We start from the raw sequence: 20,066 nt of genomic DNA, 5'->3' as shown, positions 1-20,066 counted from the left end.
CTCAAAATGGTTCAATTAGAAATTAAAACAAACTATGGAGATTTTGTAACAGCTTCAATTTACGAAGCTGATAAAAACACTATACTTATTATTGCTTCTGCAACTGGAGTAAAACAAAGTTTCTATAAAAAATTTGCAGATTTTATATCGGCTAATGGTGTTACCGTAATCACATTTGATTATTCAGGAATAGGACTTTCTCTCAAAAAACCAATAAAACAAGTGACAAATAATGCTTCGGATTGGGGAAAAAATGATTTAGAAGCTATTATCAAATACACAAAAGAAAATTACCCAAATGCAAAAACAACAGTACTTGGACATAGCATTGGCGGGCAACTTATTGGCTTGGCAAAATCATCATCACAAGTTCAAAAAATAATTTTGATTGCTACACAAAGTGGTTATTGGAAGTTATGGAATGGAAATGGCAAATTAAAAATGTGGTTGAATTGGCATCTACTTTTTCCTATCCTCATAAACATTTTTGGTTATATGCCTTCAAAGAAAATAAATGGTATGGAAAACCTTCCAAAAAATGTTGCAAAGCAATGGAATAGTTGGGGTAAGAAGCCAAATTATCTTTTTGATGAAGTTTCCATGAATGACTTATTTTTCAAAAATATATCTACAAAAATACTAGCAATCAGCATAGAAAATGATTTTTACGCGCCCAAGAAAGCCGTTGATTGGTTTACATTAAAATATGAAAATGCTGAAATAAGCAAACTTCATTTAAAACCAAATGATTACAACACAAATGTTATAGGACACTTTGGTTTTTTTAGCAGTAAATTTCGGTCTAATTTATGGCAGTTATTGTTTAATGAAATTGAAAAATAAACTTTGAAAAAATATTGAAGTTACTTGACTATACTTGGCATAATGAAAGGATAGAGGTAATAAATTAAATTTTACTAAGACTTGAATAATAAAATAGTCATATTACTTTCTAATCTTAATGAACAGCTAAATTTTATAGACTTGGAAATCGATAATACAATAACCAAATGTGAAAAAGCAATCGAAATTATCATAACTTCAATTGCAAATTTAAAAAAGAGTATTATCAAAAGTAATTTCAAAACAAATACCGAAGAAATACATTTTTTTAAAGAAGTAAAACCTCAGTTCACTTCAAAATTAATCTACTACAACATGGTATATAAAATCGAAATGAAAAGACCGAATGGTGGAAATCGTATTTTAAAAAAGTATTATAATAACGAATTACAAAAGCTAAAAGCCTATTTTGATAACGAATTAGATTTTTATAAATATTACCGTTCTGGTAGTTCATATCTAGATTATAAATATTTCCTTAGAGGGAAATACGATATAAAACTAGCTTTAGACAGCTATTACTTTGAAACTGACACAACTTTCTCAACCTCGCATGATTTCAAAGTGGCTAGAATTCTAGCAAACGATTTAATACAATTATACCTCGAAGACCAGTTGATTATGATAGAGAATAAAGACCTTGGGGATAAATCACAACGCAAACCCAACGTGAAATTAATGTGGACAGGCTCAAAAGTAGCTTTAATTGAATTAATGTATGCTTTACATACTGAAGGTGTTTTCAATAATGGGGCTGCCGATTTAAAAGATATTGCCGATTATTTTGAACATACTTTCGATATCGATTTAGGACAATACCGTCGTGTATTCCTTGAAATTAGGGCAAGAAAGAGTGAAAAATCAAAATTCATTACAACTTTAAATGAAGCCTTATTAAAACGAATGGAAAAATCGGATGAAATCATTTAAGCAAAAATCGTTCACAACACAAACTCCGTTGTGAAATAAAACAATCCAAACTTCACAATTTTGTACCATAACAATCTAAAACATACGTTATGGCAATCGAAGTTATCACTCGCGAAGACTTAAACGAATTCAGAAGTCTTCTTTTGAATGATTTAAAAGAAATCATTCAATCAAAACCTCAACAAACAAAACAGTGGCTAAAATCCAATGAAGTCCGTAAACTATTAAACATTTCTCCAGGTACTTTGCAAAATCTCCGCATCAACGGAACACTAACCTATACCAAAATAGGTGGCATAATGTATTATGACAATTCAGATATTGATAAGCTATTAAATGGAAATAAAGTAAACGCTCTACCTACTCTTTTTAAGTAATATGCCTTTTTTGTCATACCGAGCGCAGTCGAGGTATCTCATAATCTTAGTCAAAGTCTTAATACTTAATACTCCAATCTTAATACTTCCAAATGAATTATATCAAGCACTTAACTGGTTTCTTCGAAAGAGTAGCCATAGACAAAACACTTAATCCAACACACGTTAGCTTATACATAGCCTTATTCCAATTTTGGAACTGCAACCGCTTCAAAAATCCCATAAGTATCAATCGCGATGAGGTAATGCGAATAAGCAAAATCAGTTCCAAAGCAACCTATCACAAATGTCTGAAGAACTTGCATAGTTTGGGTTATATCAATTACGAACCATCATACAATCCATTCAAAGGAAGTCATGTTATTTTATTCAACTTTTCAGAAGATTTAAAACCGCTACCAAAATCCGACAGAAAACCAAAAAATGAACCACTTAATGAACTTGTTTCTGAACAAGCTTTGAACAAGTCTTGTACTAGTAGTGAAACAGGTACTGAACAAGCAGTAGTACCTTCTATAAACTATATAAACAATACAAACATTTTAAACGATAAAAACGTTTCAAACTTGGAAACGCTAACAAAAAATTTTGAAGAAATAAATAATTCAGTTTTAAAAAATGAAACCGAAGATGAGAAAGAAAAAAAGTTGCGCGAAAAAAAGAAAGAGGAATTTGAGAATTCCGATTTGTCATCCCGAGCGCAGTCGAAGGAACTCAATCCAACAATCGAAGAAGTCAAAACCTATTTCCAAGAAAATAACTTTCCGGAACAAGAAGCTCAAAAATTCTTCAACTACTTCAAAAGTGTCGGTTGGTTAGTCGGTGGCAAAACACCAATGGTCGATTGGCAAGCAGCAGCACAAAATTGGATGATTAACGCACCAAAATTCATTTCAAATGCAGAACAACCAAACAGATCAAAACAACTCAACACTACAACCGACAAAGATTATTCAGAGCCATTATAGCTATGAAGAGGTAATTATTTGGTTAGAAAACAAAGGAATTGAACTATACGGCAATCATTTCAAAATCCTTGAAACCGATTATCCAATAGTTTACAAACTAATCGCATATTTTTTAAAAGACGAGCCTACGTGTTTTCAATATGGAATAAACCTCAACAAGGGAATTCTATTAACCGGACCAATTGGCTGCGGAAAAACTTCATTGATGAATTTAATGAAATACCTAACAGCCACAGAACACAAGTTTTTCGTAAAACCCTGCAGAGACATTAGCTTTGAATTCATCCAGGACGGCTACCAAATAATCCACAAATACAGTAATGGCAAAATCTATCAATCCGAACCAAAAACATATTGCTTTGACGATTTAGGAACAGAAAACAATCTAAAATATTTCGGCAACGAATGTAATGTCATGGCAGAAATTCTATTAAGTAGATATGATCTATTCATTTCAAAAAAACTCCTAACCCACATAACCACAAACCTATCAGCTACAGAAATAGAAAAATATTACGGCAACCGAGTTCGCTCAAGATTAAGAGAGATGGTAAATTTGATAAGTTTTGAAAGGAATGTTACAGATAAAAGGTCTTAATAACTTGGTTAACAATTCAAAAACAAACAAAACAAATCATTAGGAATTATTTTATATTTTGGTAAATAAAATTTATTGAAAATAAATTGAAATATTGTGTGAAAGCAATCTCCAATTCCAAAATAGATGACAGACAGAACAGCAACTGATACAATTAAAGGATATTTTTATCAATTTGACCTAGCAATACTCAAATTGTTACAATTAGAAGATGATACCTACGAAATTATAGTTGAGGGTATTGAGGATGTTAATATAAAAAATGCAACTGAAGAAACAGCTATACAATGCAAATACCATTCTAAAATTGAATATAATCATTCCGTCATTGCCAAACCAATACGTTTAATGCTAAATCATTTCAAAGAGGTTTTAAATGGTAAAGAGAAAAAAATAAAGTATTTATATTTTGGTCACTTTAAATCGGGGCACGAAAAATTTCCTTCTACAATTACATTAGATTTCTTAAAGTCAAATTTGCTCACTTACAAAAAAGAAAAAGTTGAGTATAAACATTACGAAGAATTAAAATTAAGTGATGAAAACTTAATATTATTTTTAGAAACTTTGGAAATTGATATTAATGCAAAATCTTATGAGGATCAACTTAAAGAGATATTCACTTCTTTGAAAAATCAGAATAATTTTAATTGTGATGATTTTGAAGCTGAAAACTTCTACTATAACAACGCTTTGAAAATCATAAGCAATCTTGCTAAGGAGGATGATATAGCCAATCGAAAGATTTCTAAAAAAGATTTTTTAACTCAAATCAATTCTAAACAAGTACTTTTTCATAAATGGTTTGTTCAATATAAAGGCAAAAAGAAATTACTATCTGATATTAGGTCTAAATATTTTAGTGATTACAATAGTTCTCCATTTGAAAGATTTTTTCTAATAGAAGTGAATTCAAGCAATTATTTACGGAGTGATTTAAAATCTACAATACATTTGATTAATAAAAAATATTCTCAACTTTCTAGAACAAATCCAGATTCTTTTTGTCCATATATACACATATTTGGATTGCCAAATTCTGAATTAGTTGAATTAAAAACGGAACTTATTAGTGAGAATTTTAAATTTAAAGATGGTTTTGATTTTAACGGTTCAAGCTTCAACCCAAAATCAATTATAGAAAAAGCCACTTTTCATAATGGAATTAAAATTAAAATTATAGATGATTTAAAACACATCGAATCAGTTTTTAATGAAATATCAAAAACCAAAGAAGTTTATCATTTCTATTACGACACTCCATATTTTTCAACCTCAAATGCAAGTATCAAGCATTTACAAATTCAAATAGAAGAAATTAACGATATCAAAAATATAATCTAATGACAGAAGATAAATTAAATGCGGAAGTAATTGCAGTATTTCCAAACAAAGTAAAAATCAAGGTTGACAAACTGGAAGATTTCAGGATAGCCAACGAATCTTTAAGAGTTGGATCCTATCTTAAAATTTATGGAAATGATAATGCTATATTAATGGCAATTATTGAAAATTTCTCGATTGATGTTTCAGAGAAAAATAATGAAGCTGTTAGAACACATATTATCGAAGCAAGTCCGTTAGGAATAATAAAAAATGGTAAATTTACAAGAGGTGGTGACGATTTAACCATTCCTCCCAAAAAAGTCGAACCAGCAACAGAAGAGGAAATCAAGAAAATTTATATCGAATCGGTAGAAGATAAAGAACAATTTACTTTTTGTTCATTATCTTCAAATGCAAACATTAGAATTCCAGTAAATGGCAATAAATTTTTTAATAAGCATATTGCAATAGTCGGTTCTACAGGTTCTGGTAAATCTCATACATTATCTACTATCATACAAACGGCTGTAAATTCTAAAAGCGGAGATTTTAGTTTAAATAATTCACACGTAATAATTTTTGATATCCATTCCGAATATAAATCAGCTTTTCCAGATGCTAATTTTATTGATATTGAGAATTTAAAATTGCCATATTGGTTACTAAATAGTGATGAACTAGAAGAAGTGCTTCTAGATACTGGAGAGAGAGATAATTATAATCAATCTTCAGTTTTTAGAAAATTGGTTACCGAAAACAAGAAAAAGCACAATCCTGATAAAACAAAGATATTTTACGATTCTCCTTTATTTTTTGACATAAATGAAGTTCAAAATGCTTTATATAACTTAAAGAATGAAACAAAAAATTCTAAAAGTTCAAATCGATATATGATAGTTGATGATTCTTATACTTGTAATGATAGTAGTACAACTGTTGATACTGGAATATTACTAAATGAAGAACAGAGAATAGATAAATATTTTAATGAAGAGTTTCAATTTCATCCAACTAAAAATCAGAATGTAACTAAAGGAGATTATGCGGAAGGTACTTTAGATAAGTTTTTTGTAAGATTTCAAGAAAAGATAAATCAAGACCGTTTAACTTTCTTATTTGGTGAAGAATCAAAAGAGATTTCTTTCGAAGATACATTGAAAAATATTTTAGGATATAATTCAAATTCCAATGTTACAGTAATTGATTTAAGCGGAGTTCCTTTTGAAGTATTAAGTATTACCGTTTCTTTAATTTCAAGAATTGTATTTGAATATGGTTATATATACAAAAGATTGAGAAACAACATTAATCCAAATGAAAAAATCAATAATGACATTCCAATACTTTTAGTTTATGAGGAAGCACATAAATATGTTCCCAATAGCGATTTAGTAAAATATAGATCTTCAAAAAAATCAATTGAAAGAATTGCGAAAGAGGGCAGAAAATATGGAGTTACTTTGTTATTAGCAAGTCAAAGACCATCTGAAATATCAGAAACTATATTTTCACAATGTAATAATTTCATTGCGATGAGATTGACCAATCCAGTTGACCAAGGTTATGTCAAAAAATTACTTCCTGATAGTTTAGGTTCATTAATTGAAAAAATGCCATCGTTAAAACAAGGTGAAGCTTTGTTAATTGGGGAATCTGTAATTCTGCCATCGATTGTTCAAATTGATAGATGTAAAAATGAGCCTTCTTCAAATGATATTCCTTATTGGGAATTATGGAAAGAGGAATGGAAAGATATGGATATTTACAAAATTAAAGAGGAATGGTATAAATAAGAAATTAAACTAAAAATCATATGAGAAAATAATCAAGTTTATTATATGATTTTTAGTTTATAGTAGTTAAATCCTAACATCCCACTCAATTCCTTCAATTCGTTTAGAAAGAAATACTAAAGTTTTAAAAACCTCATTTTCAGTGGGTGGTTTCGTTTTACCAATAAGGAGTTCATTGAATTTTGAGCCAGAGTAAACCTTTTTCAAAGTACTCCAAACCATTTCAGTTTCACTAAATAGTAGTGCATCCTTTGGGTGGTTGTAAAGCCAATTTTTATCGTTAGGTATTGCTTTGTCATCATCTTTGGCAACTTGTAATAACATGGTGTCAAATAAACCTGAATTAACAAAGTCCTTGATAATATCAAGCTTCAACAACAGTGTTAAATCATAAGTATGACGAACTTTGCTAGATAAATCTTCAAGTGGGTTTTCAGTATAAGAAAATCGAACCAAACTAATTATCTTCTCACAAAAAGTACGTTCAATAGCTAATGCCTTAACTTCAAAATCTTCTAATCCAAATTGAGCAATTAATTCAATCGTGGCAGTTGTTTTGATATAATCGGCAATTAAGGTCCTAATGGGTTTTACAACATTGGGTTCAGTATTACCCATATGAGAAACTTCCAATGCAATATTTTCTCTTACTTCGCCATAAGTTCCTTTTACACCAACTTTTGGAAAGGAATAAATTATTTTTCTAATGCTGCCTTTTTTATTTGTGTTTGGGTCATCTGGCACAACATCTAGGATAGAATTATCAATTACATTGGTAACACTCTTTAATCTTTCTCTTAAAGCATTTCCGCTATCTCCTTCATTTTTTACAACAACAATATCAATGTCTTCAGAAAATCGTTGAATAACACTATAGCATTTTGATAAAGAAGTACCACCTTTAAAAACAATCAAATCTTTTACATCCGAATGAAAAAGTTGATGCAAAGCATAAGTAACCCAATAATCTTTTTCAATAAAAATCTCAGGAATTTCAAAATAGTCAGCAGCAGCTACAATAGCACCTTCAAAATTGTCTTTCTCTAAATGTAATTTCATTATACTATATTCCAGGAGTTAACAGTCGAAAGCATTTTAGGAGTAATTCCATAGTCATAATTACTCGAAGGATTTATTGATTTTTTCAATAAAGAAAGGTTGGCTGTGTCAACATTCATTGCTTCCAAAAGAGCACCAAGCAAAGCTCTAACTTTTGGAGGATAAGCAACTCCATAAGTTACCAGTTTTTTTATTTCAGTCGTATCAAAATTATAAATAGTCTTTTTTAAATAAACAAGCCCATCACTTTTTTGCAAGTCCGGAATAGTATTCAAATCTTTAATAACATCCAATAACTCTAAATATTTAATAGTATCAGCAGTTACTTTCACATAACTCTTCGCTGGCTTAATTACAACATTACCTACTTTACCTTTAACTTGTTTGTCCAAGGATGCTACTCGTATAGAACTAGGAACTTGTGTAGTTAAACCCAATCTATTATACAATCTCGTTCCGGTAATATAGGCAACTTGTTTGTTTTTCTCAAACAAATAAAGCGAAAGCAAAACATCTTCTCTAGGTTTTTGTTCACCAAATACGGAAACTTTAGGTTTATAATAATAACCTTTTCTAGCTCTTTTAATAACTCCTTTATCAACTAATCTACTTAAGGCTTTAGAACCAGCAATAATTTCATCTGAAGTTAATCCAAGAGTATCATATCCGAATACATCTCCTGTATCTATTCGGTTTATTTTAGCTACTATTTTATCTGTTACTTTCATACTCAGCAACAAAGATAACTATTTTATTTTAAATGTCAAGTTTTTTCTATACTTTACCTGACATATTACCTACATTACAATCTATATAATAATCATTAATTGCACCTTTACAATTATCTATATATTTCTGCACAAAAACCGTCTTTAGTCCAAGTATTCCTAAAGCCAGTGCTGCCGTTTGCTTCATTTCGCTAATTCCATTTATAAACAAAAAAGACAGATTAATGTAACCTGTCTTTTTTGTAATTCAGTAAAACCATAAATTGCATTAGGATTTCTTTTTTGGCGGTTTTAATGAAGGTGTATTACCTGGCGTGTCTTTATTATCACGCTGACGTTGGTCTGGTTTTCCAGTTGATTTTGCTATTCTTTTCGGTCCAGTTTTAAGTGCCATAATTTTGTTTTTTAGATAGTTACTTACAAATTTAATTAAAATTTATTTTCTCTTCTTTTTTCTTTTAAAAAAGAAGCCTTTCTTTTTCTTTTCGTCTTTTTTTACTCCATCATTTATTTCATCTGAGGACCAAATTCTAGCAAATTCGATCTTACTTTTTCTAATAAAATAATGTGATTGACATGCAAAATTCCAATTGCCAATAGAGGGAGATAAACTAATAGTTTCTCCATCAAACATCATTTTCCAATCAGTTGGTGAAAATGGTGTAACAACCTCATTGTTACAGCCACACACACATTTATGTATGGCCGTACAATAAGTAAGCGAAATATATAATATTCCATCTTCCAATACTTCTGGGATAAACTCTACAAACTTATGCTGTAACTTCATCACTCGTCAATTGATTAACATTAATAGAATAAGTACTGTGATGCTCTTCTCGCAAATCTTGATAGAAACCACACATTTTTTTCCATTTAATTACTGCTAAAACAGCATTCAAACAATTTAACTCCGCAATTTGAATATTAGTGTTATAATCGTTATTACCTTCATCAACAAAAGGAATTCTATCAACTAAATGATTATTCTTTTCATGAGTTCCAGTTGTCACTCTAACTGTTCCAATTAGAGTATCATCAACCGCATTTACTCCAAGTCCAACATCAATAAATGGAATATTGCTTTTTAACAAAAATTGAATAATCAACTTTCTTGAAACATCATTATCAATACATATAAACACAAAAGACATCGTTGATAGTTCTTTCATATTATCTTTTGAAACATAATTATGATGTGCAGTAATCTTTTGATGAATTTTTGAATACTGATTAAAGTAATAGTCAACCTTTGACGGTACTGTATCTAAATCTTCCTTTCCTGCAGCTCCAGGAGAACGAAATGCATTATGTTGTGAAAACACATCACCATCATAAAGATGAATTTCACTCACAGGAGTTTTTGAAAGTAAATCCAGAATGTAAGCTCCGGTGCCACCTAATCCAATGATGGCGATTTTTTGTCCTTTAACTTTTTCATTAATAAGATTAATTTTCGCTCTTCCGGAATTAGTATCAATATATTGAAAAACATCTGTATCAATTGCGATTTCTCTAATCCTAAAAGTTTTTTCAGTAACTAACGGATCAATACTTTTTGCAGGCGAACTAATAATTGTTCCATAAGTAGATACTTTTTCATAATAATCTGCATAACCATTTTGTGGTTTGTTAGAAAAAGAAAAATTAATCACAATCCCATGACCAAGATTTTGTTGATTGGAATGTTGAATAGCTGTTATAATACTACCATCGGCATTGCATGGATATTCGCCTATGAAATTAATTACGTGCGTACTCGGTTTAATAGTTCTTTGACTATTAGCCAACGACAATTCACTAACCAAAATACCATATTTAACTTCTCTAAGATGGGTTACATAAGGTATATGGTGGATAAGTAAATATCCACCTTTAACCTCAAGTTCATAACCTTCATCTTGTAACCTTTTAAGGTCGGGACTATGATTTATTAGTTGCTGTAACATTGAAAACCATTTTATTAGTTACAAAAACTTTATCACCTTTAACCATACTACCTTCAGGATTTTGATGAGGTCCTTTAGCATAAGTTACAGTATAAACAGTGTTTGGATTTTCTTGATAATTTCCAAATGCCAATTCAACAACTTGTTTAAAACTTATTGTTTTTTGGTTCCATTGCTTTTCTCTGCCGTTAACAATGATAATAAATTCAGTAATTTCCTTTTTAGAATAGAATTTTTCTTTGCCAGGTCTAGCTAAATCTACGATTTCATCGTCTTCAATTAAATCGTCTTCCCATGGTTGTTTATTATCCAAATAGATTTGGAAATCAGCTGCTATGTTTCCCTGTCTTCTAATCTGAGAACCTTTAATATACTGCTTATCAGTTTCAAAGTTTTTCCCATCAATAGAATACTTTAATTTCTGCTTGATGTAAAATTGCTCAATTCCTGGTCTTGCCAAATCAACAGTTTCGTCGTTCAATATAGCGTCATCTTTCCAAGGTTCTACTATATCTAAAAATAATTCACAATCAAGAGGAAGTCCTCTCAATTCTTTTAGTTGTTTTCCGGTGATAAACTGCTCAAACCATTCAAACTTTTTGCCTTCAATAATTAATTCTAACGAAGGTCTTTTTCCGTGGTCATCATGACCGTCTTTTTGTGTATTCATGATACTTTGCTTTTTAATTTTTAAAATATTTTAACACTCCTAATCCTTTAAAAACTCTTGGAGATTTGAGTTTCAAGCGGTTTTGTTGCTAAAAAATTTGTTTTTCTCAAAAAACATAGTAGTTTTACACAACAAAATAGAGGGATACTGAGGTGATAAGCCTAAGTATTTTAAAGTCACGCAACTTAATTCCCTATAACCCAATCCGTACCGCCAAGTTCGATTGGGTTTTTTTTATTTATCAGCTATCTCATTTAAAAATTTATTAACCATATGATACTAAAACAATGCAAATCTACATAATCTAAATTTACTTAGCAAGTGTTTTGATAAAATTTTCTAATTAAATTTAATATCATATTTGATATAATTAATAAATTAGTATCTTTGTAAAAAATTTAATCATGGAAACTCTAGGCAAAACATTAAAAAGTACGCGTGAAAATGTTTCCCTTACTCTTCGGGATGTTGAAATCGCAACTGGTATATCTAATGCTTATTTAAGTCAATTAGAGAATGATAAAATTAAGAAACCTTCAGCTAGTATACTTTATAAACTAGCTAACGTCTACAAAATCGATTTAAATGTTTTACTTTATGCTTCTGGGATTATTGAAAAAAACGAGAATTCTGAAGTTATAAAACAACAATCATTATTAGAACGAGAAATCGCATTTTACAAGGACAAACTTTCAGAAGATGAGGAAAGGGAAATTGTAGATTTTATTAAATTCTTAAAATATAAGAAGGGTAATGACGCTACATTCTAAAAAAGACATTGAAAATATTTCTTTTGAAATTTTAAAAGCTTCTAAATCATTAGATGTCTTTCCAACTCCCATAGATAACATTGTTAATCATTCTGAATTGATCATTGCAGGTGGAATTGATTTAAAGTCTTTAGAAAAAAAATACAAAAGTTTTTTATTTACCGATGCATTAAAGTCAGGGTTATCGAAAATTCGTGGTTTTTTGGATAGATCTGAAAAACTAATTTATCTTGACATGGAACAAAGGAGTAGCAGATTAGGTTTTGTTAAACTTCATGAAACAGGTCATAATGTTTTGCCATGGCAAAGTAAAATTATTGAATTTCTTGATGATGATGAAACACTTGATGCCGATACTCAAGAAGAATTTGAAATTGAAGCAAACTATTTTGCATCAGTTACACTTTTTCAAAATGATAGATTTGAAAATGAAGTCAAAAAATATGAATTAGGAATGCCTTCTGTAATGCTCTTGTCAAATCATTTTGGAGCATCGGCTCATGCTACTTTTAGATGGTACGTGGAAAATTCGAAGTTTAGATGTTCATTACTTGTACTTCAAAATTTATCATCAAAAGGAAAGGTTCCAAAAGGTGAATTTAGAAACGCATTTCACTCATCATCTTTTTTAAGCACATTTGGCTCCATTGATTGGCCTGAAAATTTTGGTTATAAATGGGAGTTTATTAAAGACCATTGTTTTCTTAGAAAAAAATGGAAAACAAATGGAAAAATTACATTAAAAACTTTAAATGGCAATGTAGAATTTAATTATCATTATTTTGATAATACATTCAATGCATTCGTTTTAATATTCCCAAAAGGTGAAAGTAAACCAACAAGAAATAAAATCATTATATAAGTTTACTAATTTAGTTTCCAGTTGCCACTCCTTCCCAACGCTCCAAAAAAATTACTGTCATGGTTTTTGTCCCAACGCTCTTCAAGCACTTTGCCTGATGGCAAGAAAATTATACGTAAATTGAAAAATCCTGCACGCCATCAGCCAAAGAGCTTGCCCAACGCACAAAACAAAAACACGTACGCTTCGCAACTCATGCCAGTAATTTTTTTTCCAAAGCTTCTTTACATAATGTGGCATTATAGGGCATTAAAAGCGTAGTTATTGTTTTTTTTGTTTTTCAATGCCCTATAATAACATTATGTAAAAAAGCCGCTCACCCAACGCGCTTGCCAGTGGCTCCAGGACAACATTTTTTGCAGCTCCCATCGCATCACCCAGCTACAAAAAACACCGTCCTTCGCCACTGTCTTTAACAACGTTCACCATTTCATAGGAATATTTTCGGTTACCATCTCTTTTATGAACGTTCACGGTAACTGTTTTTATCAGCTTTGTGTTTTAATAGGAAGTATTTTCATTGCTTTTGTAAGTAATAAAATGGCTTTCAATTTCAGTTAATTTGCCGATGGTAAAAGCCATTTTATTACCCACAAAACCAAAACTCCCAGTAAGAGTATCATTTTTATTTGCCAGAAAACAAGCAGTAATTGCTCCAACGGAAAAGCTGATGCCATACCGTTTTTTAAGATAATCAGCTGCATACTGAACGCTTTGACTGTCAACTGAATTTCAGGCATCAGCTTTTCCACTAAAGCAATCAGAAACATCCCAAAAAGCAAATAAAAAATGATACCCTTACTTGCGCTACTGCCACATCGCACTCGGTAGTATAATGCATTGTTTTTTGAAGATGCTTCACATTTTCATAAGACATTTTTCTGCTAACTGAATACTGCGACTGCCAACTGACTTATAGGCATCCACAAAAATCAAATCCAAGAAATGGTCACTAAGAACAATTCCAATAAAAAAGGCCATTACGTTTGACCAATAAAAAACAATAAACACTTGCAAACGAAAGAGTATCAAATTCTTTGGCCGGATGAATAGCTTTTTTATTTTCTGATTTGGTTTATTCATCCATCCAAAGAATTTGATACCCTTTCCGAAGACGTCTATCTTTCAAATCAACTTTCAATACTTCAGATAAAATCCGATTAAACAAGGACATCTGATTGGAAATTTCAAAAAAAAATAAATAAAAAAAGGAAGCAAAGATAAGTTACAGGTATTCAAAAAAGCAAGTTCAAGCCCTTCGGGTTTCAGAAAAAATCTCCACCCAAACCGTTTCAAAACACATTTAATTTCCGATTAGACGCTGCCGAATTCAATCACGTATCGGGTAGTATTTTTTCTGAAAAACTTGCTTTTTTGAAACCTTCCACTTGGACGAATGGCTTTCTTTTTTTCTTTTTTTTCTTTTGAAAAATTTTAATGGGCGGAGCGTAGCGAGGCACACCTGCATTCATCAGAAACTAAACAGAAATTGAGAAGAAACCCTAATTTTTAAATCCGAAGCCATGATGAATTTTATCGTTAAAACCCACAAGAAAGACACAATTTACAACAAACCGCACTTTTTCGTTTTAAACAAAGGAATGAATAGCGGAAAACCACAAAATGAGCCATTCACAAACAGTTTCGTAATCATATTTGATAATGAAACTGATTGCGAAAATATTTTCTGGATTGCTTATAGCTTGTGGAAATCTAAATTTTGGCACCAGCATTTAGTTGGTTCTGTAATTTCGTTTTTACGTCTTAATGATTTTAAAAAAGAGTTTTTTCCAAAATCTAAGCTCTTAATGGATGAACACGAAGAACATTTGAAGCATGTTGAAGCTTTAAAACTTTTGGAACTAAAAGAAAAACAATTTCACGAAAACATCAATTTAATCAACGATATGCGTAGAGTTATCGTGCATCGTTACAGTAACAGATAATTTATTTTTAATCCTTAAAATCAATTCTATGAGTGTATTTTTATTATTTCAAACCGATAGTTGGAAGTCAAAAGCATCAAGAGTTTTCTTTGGAGCTTTTGACAGCAGAACAAAAGCACTAGATTATGCAAAATACAACGATTTGTATTGGTATAATTCCGAAGTCGTGGTCGTTGAGGTGATACTCAATCAATTTGGAGAAGTCTAAAAAGCAAAAAAGCCAGGTCTTGCGACTTGGCTTTCGGCATCAATAAATATTCATTAAATTTGTGAAAAAAGTAATGATAACAAGAGGTATTATAATTGGTAAAATAGTTGATGATTTTTCTAGCCTGAAGTATCAAATTGAAACTAGAAATAGACTAGGACAATTTGATTTGACAAAGTTTTGCGAAGACTTTATAAGGGAAGTATTGAATATTTGTTTTGATTTGAATTTAAAAAATTTAAATAAAACTAGGAGTAATTTTCCCGGCTTAGATTTAGGCGATAAAAAAAATAAAAAGGCTTATCAAATAACATCCCAAAAAACTTCTGCGAAAATAAATGAGACTATAGTAAAGATAATCAGCAATGATGAAGAAAATTATGATCATTTTTATGTTTTTATAGTTGGAGAAAAGCAAACATCTTACACAATTCATGTTGACAATGCACAAAAAATTAATTTTACTCATGAAGAAAATGTTTTTGATATTGATGATATACTTCAAAAAATAGTTGTTCTTGACATACAAAAATTAGAAAGCCTTTATACACTTTTCGTTAGAGAATTTAGACAAGTAAAAATAGAATTAGAACCTTTAGATGAAAATGGTAATTTTGAAAGTTCATACTTTAATTATTTAGAAAAAAAACCTTCTTCACCACCATTAAATGCTGTTAAATTCTTAGAATGTAGTATTGAAGATGCTGGTTATAAAGATGCTTTCCAAGATGTATTGAACATATATGAAAATCTATCTTATGTACCAAGAGTAACAAGAGAACTTATCGCAATCATTGTTGATAAAGGTGTAAAAAAAGATGCCAATTTTAATGATGATGGTAAAATAAAAATATTGCCTCAGTCACTTGAAAAGTTTTTAAATTTGAGTGAGAGAGAGGTATTAGTTGAAATAAATATATTAGAAAATGCGAAACTAGTTGAGCTAGATGAAGATGAAGTTGGTGAAAGACCTCAATATTTTATTAAAATTAAAGATGAAATGCTTAACCATTTGTTATATTGGTTCATAGATAAAGGAATTTCTATAAGAACTGTTTTCAATACAATGGATTTTACAATATTAGATGAATAAAAAAGCCAAGTCTCACGACTTGGCTTTCATTTTGTTTAACCCAAAGGTCACCACAACTAGGGCTAAACTTATTTTTTGTGCTTCTTATTTAGGCTTTTAAGTAGTAACGAAATCGTAAAACTGACAACGGCTCCAACGGTAGCTAAGATAACCGTTTTTGCAATATCATCAGAGGAAAGATTTGGTACAATACTTAAAAATGTGCCTCCAGCAGTTCCCATCAATGTGGGATTATTGGCTGTCATCAGTTGTAGTAAGCTGACTTGCAGCTGACAAAACTCCTCCAGCTACTGCAACATAACCACCAATGGTAGTTACAATCGCAGGTAAAGCAATTGGAGCAGCTAAAATAGTTCCACCAACGGCAGCTAATGCCAACCCAACAGTTCGAAGCACTTTGAAAAATTTTGGTGTGGGAGCTTTTGCTCTATTAATGATTTTTTTCATAATCTATTTTTAAGATTGGATAATTAATTCAACACTTTCTTTATTGTCCAAAGCTTTGTAAACAAAGTGTTTTAGCTTTGTAAAAGCTTTTCTTGACATTAAACCTAATCCAGGTCCAGAAAGTTTAGTAACAGGAGCAATACAGCCTTGTAATTCTTTTTGAGCATTATTAGCAGGATGAAATAGAATAAACTTTCTATTTGGCACATCCACCAATTCTAAATGCCATTTGTATTTTGCACTGTATCGCTTTCTAATAAAATATTTCCCTTCCGGAACACAAGAAACCTTCGTTTCGTTCATCTTCCATGGCAATTCAATTGTATTACAAATCAATTTGCCTTCGCATTCGAGTTTACCATTTGTTCCTTCAGGGAAATAAGTTCTAGTTAAAATCAAAATCATACTTCTAAATCCTGATTTCTAACTTGAGATTAAACACCGCTATCCACTTTCGCAATCGCTAATGGGTTGAATGCACCATTTTTCAACGAATACATTTGTCCATTAATCTCTTGATAGAACTCAACACCTAAAGCCAAAAACAACGGCTTAGTTGAGTTAGCAGTAACGGCATTCACTTGATTAATTGGAGCTGTAGCAGTTCCATCCCAAGGCAAAATAGCCGTTTCAGAACTAGATACTACGAAAGTTTCAGCTTCAAAATCAACTTCTGCACCTCCAGAAATGATTTTAAAATGAGTAGTTCCACTTGGTGCCACAATCATATTCGCTGGAATAAATGATGCTAAATCAACAGTAATTTCACCAGTAACACGGTCAATAGTTGCCATATAAGGAGCAAACAAGCTTGTACCAAGTTTTCCACGAATATTGAATTCAAAACCAAACAACAATTCAGCCTCTCCATCAATAACGTTTCTCAAACCTCTTTCACTCACTAAATCCGCTTGAATAACTTTAACCATTCGCTGCGTCAAACGACTTACCATTCTGCTATCTGCAGAGTTCAACAATAATGGTCTCAAAGCAGTTCTCAAAAGCTTTCCAGCTTTTCCTGCTCTACCAAACTCAGAACCATTTTCCCGCGTTCTTTGAAAAGCAGGATCATTTTGAATTCTGCTTTTCTCAATACCTCCTTTTTCACGAACCAAATGTCCATCTGCAGAAGTTTTATAAAAGGTCATACCACCGATAGTACCTTTTAATTTAATTATGCCTTTCTGTCTAGCCATAACTTCAAAATTTAATTAAACAATCATTTAAAATCTCCTTCATTCTATCAACAGGTTGCAACCACTTTTTGAATGATTTAAACAAAGTTTATTTAATATTTAGCTAAAGAAAAAAACATAAGTGTACCATATGTCCAAAACAGACACAAGTGTCTTAAATAAACATAAATAAAAGATAAAATGAAGTGAAAAATTATAATTAAATTGCAGAAAATTTTCTGCACGTCAGAAGTATAGCTTAGCTATATCAAAGGTATAGATAAAGTATGAAATTAAATAGCCAGAGGGTTTGCATCTATCCAAAGGACATACAGCGCATAACAGGCAAGAGTTATCGTCAAAGTACTAGATTAATGCAAAAGATAAAAAAAGACCTCAATAAACTCGAAAATGAGTTTCTAACAATTCGAGAGTTTTGTACATATACTGGAATAGAATATGAACTTGTAACTCATTTGATTTTTGGTTAAAATTGAAGAAATACAAAAACAAATTTTAATCGATAAAAGTACCTATAAATACTTAAGTAACTAGTTCAATTTTTAGCCTTGATACTTTAATATTCAAATAATTATGCTTATATTTGAGTACTTTGAATTTAGAATATTAGTAGCCTTATAAAAGAGGAGTCAGTCGAGGAGTCACTTAAACAACATACTTTGCGAAGTATTGATTTTACTAGTGTTTTTTGACTTTAATAAATCCCTCTTTCTCCGCTGAAAAAATCCTAAACGGTAGCAAAACCCTGTAAATCTTATGATTTACGGGGTTTTTTCTTTTGCAGACATACCAAATTATTCATTCAATCTTATTTAAATCGAGATAAAATCGAGACCCTAGAAAATTCAAAAATTAGGGTCTCGCTAAATTACCTCAACAACTGCAAACATTAGGTTCAAAGACATGTTCAATAACTCGTTCAGTCAGTAAACATCTTGTTTGATTTAAAGAAGAAATTTAAATTGAATAATAATTAATTGGTCACCACAATGAAAACAAAAATCACACTTCACTTTTATGCTAAAAGCACAAAAGCCAATTCAAACGGACTACTTCCAATTTATGTAAGACTAACAGTCGATGGTAAACGTTTAGAGTTTAGCACCAAAAAGTTTGTAGAAAAATCAAAATGGTCAAGCGAATTAGCTAAAATGAAAGGTACAACAGAAGAAGCTCGTTCAATCAATAGCTACCTTGATTTAATGAAATCTAAAGTATTAGATGCTCAAATGGAACTACTCCATCGTAATGAAACATTATCAATTGAAAACTTTAAAAATAAGTTGCTCGGAACCGAAGAACGTCAAAGAATGTTAGTTCCTATATTCCAAGACCATAACAACAAAATAAAAGAATTGGTAGGTAAAGAATATGCACCAGGAACATTAGAACGTTACACCACTTCTTTAAAACACACTATTGAGTTCATGCAATGGAAATATAATATTTCAGATATTGATATTACCAAGATTGATCACGCTTTTATAACCGATTATGAATTCTGGTTAAGAAGTGTTAGAAATTGTGCGAATAACACAGCTGTTAAATACATCAAGAACTTCAATAAAATTATCAAGATATGTTTGGCCAATGACTGGCTTGACAAGAACCCATTTGCAAACTATAAATCAAAAGTTAAAGAAGTTGAAAGAGTTTATTTATCTGAAGAGGAAGTTCAAGCTATAATTGAAAAAGAATTTAAAACAGAAAGACTTTCACTAGTTCGCGATATATTTCTTTTTAGCTGTTTTACTGGTCTGGCTTACATAGATGTCAAAAACTTAACAAAGTCGCATATAAGCTTCGGTATTGATGGTGAGAAATGGATATTTACACACAGACAGAAAACAGAAAGTGCTTCTAAAATTCCAATCTTACCAGTTACACAGATGATAATTGATAAATATGAAAACCATCCTCAAAGTAATAATCAAGAAAAATTACTTCCTATCCTATCCAATCAAAAAATGAATTCCTATTTAAAAGAAATTGCTGCTGTTTGTGAAATAGAAAAAGAATTAACCTTTCACATTGCCCGACATACATTTGCGACAACTGTAACGCTTACAAATGGAGTGCCAATTGAAAGTGTAAGTAAAATGCTTGGACATAAAAATTTAAGAACTACCCAACATTATGCAAAGGTTTTAGATAGAAAAGTAAGCGATGATATGAAAATTTTAAAAGATAAATTCACTGTTCTAAATAATAGCCAATTAAATAAAAATGTAATTTCTAGTTGAATATTAATCAAATATAAATAAATGATTTATGTTAAATAAATCTTAAATAAGGTTTAATAA

22 protein-coding genes are annotated in these 20,066 nt (G+C 30.7%); 13 read left to right on the top strand and 9 right to left on the bottom strand.

Going from position 1 to position 20,066, the window contains the following annotated elements:
* The first annotated feature begins 6 nt into the window (after window positions 1–6).
* The 7 genes from ACUSJC_RS10615 to herA all read left to right on the top strand — a co-directional run bounded on the left by ACUSJC_RS10615 (window position 7) and on the right by herA (window position 6,835).
* Complete coding sequence (locus ACUSJC_RS10615; RefSeq protein ID WP_449269537.1) at window positions 7–843, top strand: alpha/beta hydrolase family protein; 837 nt, start codon at window positions 7–9, stop codon at window positions 841–843.
* Between the two features lie 141 nt (window positions 844–984).
* Window positions 985–1,773 (top strand): RteC domain-containing protein, encoded by a 789-nt coding sequence (locus tag ACUSJC_RS10610; RefSeq protein WP_449269536.1) that lies wholly within the window; start codon window positions 985–987, stop codon window positions 1,771–1,773.
* An 89-nt stretch (window positions 1,774–1,862) separates the two neighbouring features.
* The gene (locus tag ACUSJC_RS10605) at window positions 1,863–2,150 is read left to right on the top strand and encodes a helix-turn-helix domain-containing protein (protein ID WP_064715049.1); all 288 of its coding nucleotides are present in this window, start codon (window positions 1,863–1,865) and stop codon (window positions 2,148–2,150) included.
* 92 nt (window positions 2,151–2,242) lie between these two features.
* Complete coding sequence (locus ACUSJC_RS10600; protein ID WP_449269535.1) at window positions 2,243–3,118, top strand: transcriptional regulator; 876 nt, start codon at window positions 2,243–2,245, stop codon at window positions 3,116–3,118.
* Window positions 3,048–3,716 carry an ATPase gene (locus ACUSJC_RS10595; RefSeq protein ID WP_449269534.1) on the top strand — a complete coding sequence of 223 codons (669 nt, stop codon included), beginning with the start codon at window positions 3,048–3,050 and terminating at the stop codon, window positions 3,714–3,716. Before ACUSJC_RS10600 ends, ACUSJC_RS10595 begins: the two co-directional genes overlap by 71 nt.
* A 126-nt stretch (window positions 3,717–3,842) precedes the next feature.
* Complete coding sequence (locus ACUSJC_RS10590; protein ID WP_449269533.1) at window positions 3,843–5,060, top strand: DUF4297 family anti-phage-associated protein; 1,218 nt, start codon at window positions 3,843–3,845, stop codon at window positions 5,058–5,060.
* Entirely contained in the window at window positions 5,060–6,835 is a 1,776-nt protein-coding gene (gene herA / locus ACUSJC_RS10585; protein WP_449269532.1) for an anti-phage-associated helicase HerA, read from the top strand. Before ACUSJC_RS10590 ends, herA begins: the two co-directional genes overlap by 1 nt.
* Window positions 6,836–6,901: 66 nt before the next feature.
* Here the strand turns inward: herA and ACUSJC_RS10580 are convergent, their stop codons facing one another.
* The 6 genes from ACUSJC_RS10580 to ACUSJC_RS10555 form a co-directional block, all read right to left on the bottom strand.
* Complete coding sequence (locus tag ACUSJC_RS10580; RefSeq protein WP_449269531.1) at window positions 6,902–7,894, bottom strand: nucleotidyl transferase AbiEii/AbiGii toxin family protein; 993 nt, start codon at window positions 7,892–7,894, stop codon at window positions 6,902–6,904.
* The gene (locus tag ACUSJC_RS10575; RefSeq protein ID WP_449269530.1) at window positions 7,894–8,622 is read right to left on the bottom strand and encodes a DUF6088 family protein; all 729 of its coding nucleotides are present in this window, start codon (window positions 8,620–8,622) and stop codon (window positions 7,894–7,896) included. Before ACUSJC_RS10575 ends, ACUSJC_RS10580 begins: the two co-directional genes overlap by 1 nt.
* A 268-nt stretch (window positions 8,623–8,890) precedes the next feature.
* Complete coding sequence (locus ACUSJC_RS10570; RefSeq protein WP_262891193.1) at window positions 8,891–9,016, bottom strand: hypothetical protein; 126 nt, start codon at window positions 9,014–9,016, stop codon at window positions 8,891–8,893.
* A gap of 42 nt (window positions 9,017–9,058) precedes the next feature.
* Window positions 9,059–9,412: a DUF6527 family protein gene (locus ACUSJC_RS10565; RefSeq protein WP_449269529.1), complete on the bottom strand. Its 354-nt coding sequence runs from the start codon at window positions 9,410–9,412 to the stop codon at window positions 9,059–9,061.
* Window positions 9,396–10,571 (bottom strand): ThiF family adenylyltransferase, encoded by a 1,176-nt coding sequence (locus ACUSJC_RS10560; RefSeq protein WP_449269528.1) that lies wholly within the window; start codon window positions 10,569–10,571, stop codon window positions 9,396–9,398. Before ACUSJC_RS10560 ends, ACUSJC_RS10565 begins: the two co-directional genes overlap by 17 nt.
* Window positions 10,546–11,241, bottom strand: a complete 696-nt coding sequence (locus tag ACUSJC_RS10555; protein WP_449269527.1) for a multiubiquitin domain-containing protein — start codon at window positions 11,239–11,241, stop codon at window positions 10,546–10,548. Before ACUSJC_RS10555 ends, ACUSJC_RS10560 begins: the two co-directional genes overlap by 26 nt.
* Before the next feature lie 404 nt (window positions 11,242–11,645).
* On the opposite strand from ACUSJC_RS10555, the gene ACUSJC_RS10550 reads away from it, so the two are divergent.
* The 5 genes from ACUSJC_RS10550 to ACUSJC_RS10530 all read left to right on the top strand — a co-directional run bounded on the left by ACUSJC_RS10550 (window position 11,646) and on the right by ACUSJC_RS10530 (window position 16,120).
* Window positions 11,646–12,011, top strand: coding sequence for a helix-turn-helix domain-containing protein (locus ACUSJC_RS10550; RefSeq protein WP_449269526.1), 366 nt, complete (start codon window positions 11,646–11,648; stop codon window positions 12,009–12,011).
* Window positions 11,995–12,873 (top strand): ImmA/IrrE family metallo-endopeptidase, encoded by an 879-nt coding sequence (locus ACUSJC_RS10545; RefSeq protein WP_449269525.1) that lies wholly within the window; start codon window positions 11,995–11,997, stop codon window positions 12,871–12,873. The genes ACUSJC_RS10550 and ACUSJC_RS10545 overlap by 17 nt, the downstream gene beginning before the upstream one ends.
* 1,523 nt (window positions 12,874–14,396) lie before the next feature.
* A complete protein-coding gene (locus ACUSJC_RS10540; RefSeq protein WP_449269524.1) occupies window positions 14,397–14,819 on the top strand; it encodes a DUF6943 family protein in 423 nt (140 codons plus the stop codon).
* 28 nt (window positions 14,820–14,847) lie between these two features.
* On the top strand, window positions 14,848–15,027 hold the full coding sequence (locus tag ACUSJC_RS10535; protein ID WP_077225240.1) for a hypothetical protein: 180 nt from the start codon (window positions 14,848–14,850) through the stop codon (window positions 15,025–15,027).
* A gap of 73 nt (window positions 15,028–15,100) precedes the next feature.
* Window positions 15,101–16,120 (top strand): SMEK domain-containing protein, encoded by a 1,020-nt coding sequence (locus ACUSJC_RS10530; protein WP_449269523.1) that lies wholly within the window; start codon window positions 15,101–15,103, stop codon window positions 16,118–16,120.
* Window positions 16,121–16,351: 231 nt separating this feature from the next.
* On the opposite strand, the gene ACUSJC_RS10525 is transcribed toward ACUSJC_RS10530, so the two are convergent.
* From ACUSJC_RS10525 to ACUSJC_RS10515, 3 genes are read right to left on the bottom strand one after another with little or no spacing between them, the layout of a single operon-like run.
* Complete coding sequence (locus tag ACUSJC_RS10525) at window positions 16,352–16,567, bottom strand: hypothetical protein (RefSeq protein WP_026726201.1); 216 nt, start codon at window positions 16,565–16,567, stop codon at window positions 16,352–16,354.
* Between the two features lie 9 nt (window positions 16,568–16,576).
* Window positions 16,577–16,972, bottom strand: coding sequence for a DUF5675 family protein (locus tag ACUSJC_RS10520; protein WP_449269522.1), 396 nt, complete (start codon window positions 16,970–16,972; stop codon window positions 16,577–16,579).
* Between the two features lie 29 nt (window positions 16,973–17,001).
* Complete coding sequence (locus ACUSJC_RS10515; protein ID WP_449269521.1) at window positions 17,002–17,763, bottom strand: hypothetical protein; 762 nt, start codon at window positions 17,761–17,763, stop codon at window positions 17,002–17,004.
* 989 nt (window positions 17,764–18,752) lie between these two features.
* Between ACUSJC_RS10515 and ACUSJC_RS10510 the strand changes: the two genes are divergently transcribed.
* Window positions 18,753–20,006 (top strand): site-specific integrase, encoded by a 1,254-nt coding sequence (locus ACUSJC_RS10510; RefSeq protein ID WP_449269520.1) that lies wholly within the window; start codon window positions 18,753–18,755, stop codon window positions 20,004–20,006.
* Window positions 20,007–20,066: the final 60 nt, after the last annotated feature.

This window comes from Flavobacterium sp. U410 (assembly GCF_053570605.1).
This window is presented reverse-complemented; position numbering and strand designations above follow the sequence as displayed.

Excerpts from the sequence above, each read along its gene's own strand:
- ACUSJC_RS10615 (WP_449269537.1), top strand. The coding sequence starts at position 7 with ATGGTTCAATTAGAAATTAAAACAAACTATGGAGATTTTGTAACAGCT.
- ACUSJC_RS10605 (WP_064715049.1), top strand. The coding sequence starts at position 1,863 with ATGGCAATCGAAGTTATCACTCGCGAAGACTTAAACGAATTCAGAAGT.
- ACUSJC_RS10600 (WP_449269535.1), top strand. The coding sequence starts at position 2,243 with ATGAATTATATCAAGCACTTAACTGGTTTCTTCGAAAGAGTAGCCATA.
- ACUSJC_RS10595 (WP_449269534.1), top strand. The coding sequence starts at position 3,048 with ATGCAGAACAACCAAACAGATCAAAACAACTCAACACTACAACCGACA.
- ACUSJC_RS10590 (WP_449269533.1), top strand. The coding sequence starts at position 3,843 with ATGACAGACAGAACAGCAACTGATACAATTAAAGGATATTTTTATCAA.
- herA (WP_449269532.1), top strand. The coding sequence starts at position 5,060 with ATGACAGAAGATAAATTAAATGCGGAAGTAATTGCAGTATTTCCAAAC.
- ACUSJC_RS10580 (WP_449269531.1), bottom strand. The coding sequence starts at position 7,894 with ATGAAATTACATTTAGAGAAAGACAATTTTGAAGGTGCTATTGTAGCT.
- ACUSJC_RS10575 (WP_449269530.1), bottom strand. The coding sequence starts at position 8,622 with ATGAAAGTAACAGATAAAATAGTAGCTAAAATAAACCGAATAGATACA.
- ACUSJC_RS10570 (WP_262891193.1), bottom strand. The coding sequence starts at position 9,016 with ATGGCACTTAAAACTGGACCGAAAAGAATAGCAAAATCAACTGGAAAA.
- ACUSJC_RS10565 (WP_449269529.1), bottom strand. The coding sequence starts at position 9,412 with ATGAAGTTACAGCATAAGTTTGTAGAGTTTATCCCAGAAGTATTGGAA.
- ACUSJC_RS10560 (WP_449269528.1), bottom strand. The coding sequence starts at position 10,571 with ATGTTACAGCAACTAATAAATCATAGTCCCGACCTTAAAAGGTTACAA.
- ACUSJC_RS10555 (WP_449269527.1), bottom strand. The coding sequence starts at position 11,241 with ATGAATACACAAAAAGACGGTCATGATGACCACGGAAAAAGACCTTCG.
- ACUSJC_RS10550 (WP_449269526.1), top strand. The coding sequence starts at position 11,646 with ATGGAAACTCTAGGCAAAACATTAAAAAGTACGCGTGAAAATGTTTCC.
- ACUSJC_RS10545 (WP_449269525.1), top strand. The coding sequence starts at position 11,995 with ATGACGCTACATTCTAAAAAAGACATTGAAAATATTTCTTTTGAAATT.
- ACUSJC_RS10540 (WP_449269524.1), top strand. The coding sequence starts at position 14,397 with ATGATGAATTTTATCGTTAAAACCCACAAGAAAGACACAATTTACAAC.
- ACUSJC_RS10535 (WP_077225240.1), top strand. The coding sequence starts at position 14,848 with ATGAGTGTATTTTTATTATTTCAAACCGATAGTTGGAAGTCAAAAGCA.
- ACUSJC_RS10530 (WP_449269523.1), top strand. The coding sequence starts at position 15,101 with ATGATAACAAGAGGTATTATAATTGGTAAAATAGTTGATGATTTTTCT.
- ACUSJC_RS10525 (WP_026726201.1), bottom strand. The coding sequence starts at position 16,567 with ATGAAAAAAATCATTAATAGAGCAAAAGCTCCCACACCAAAATTTTTC.
- ACUSJC_RS10520 (WP_449269522.1), bottom strand. The coding sequence starts at position 16,972 with ATGATTTTGATTTTAACTAGAACTTATTTCCCTGAAGGAACAAATGGT.
- ACUSJC_RS10515 (WP_449269521.1), bottom strand. The coding sequence starts at position 17,763 with ATGGCTAGACAGAAAGGCATAATTAAATTAAAAGGTACTATCGGTGGT.
- ACUSJC_RS10510 (WP_449269520.1), top strand. The coding sequence starts at position 18,753 with ATGAAAACAAAAATCACACTTCACTTTTATGCTAAAAGCACAAAAGCC.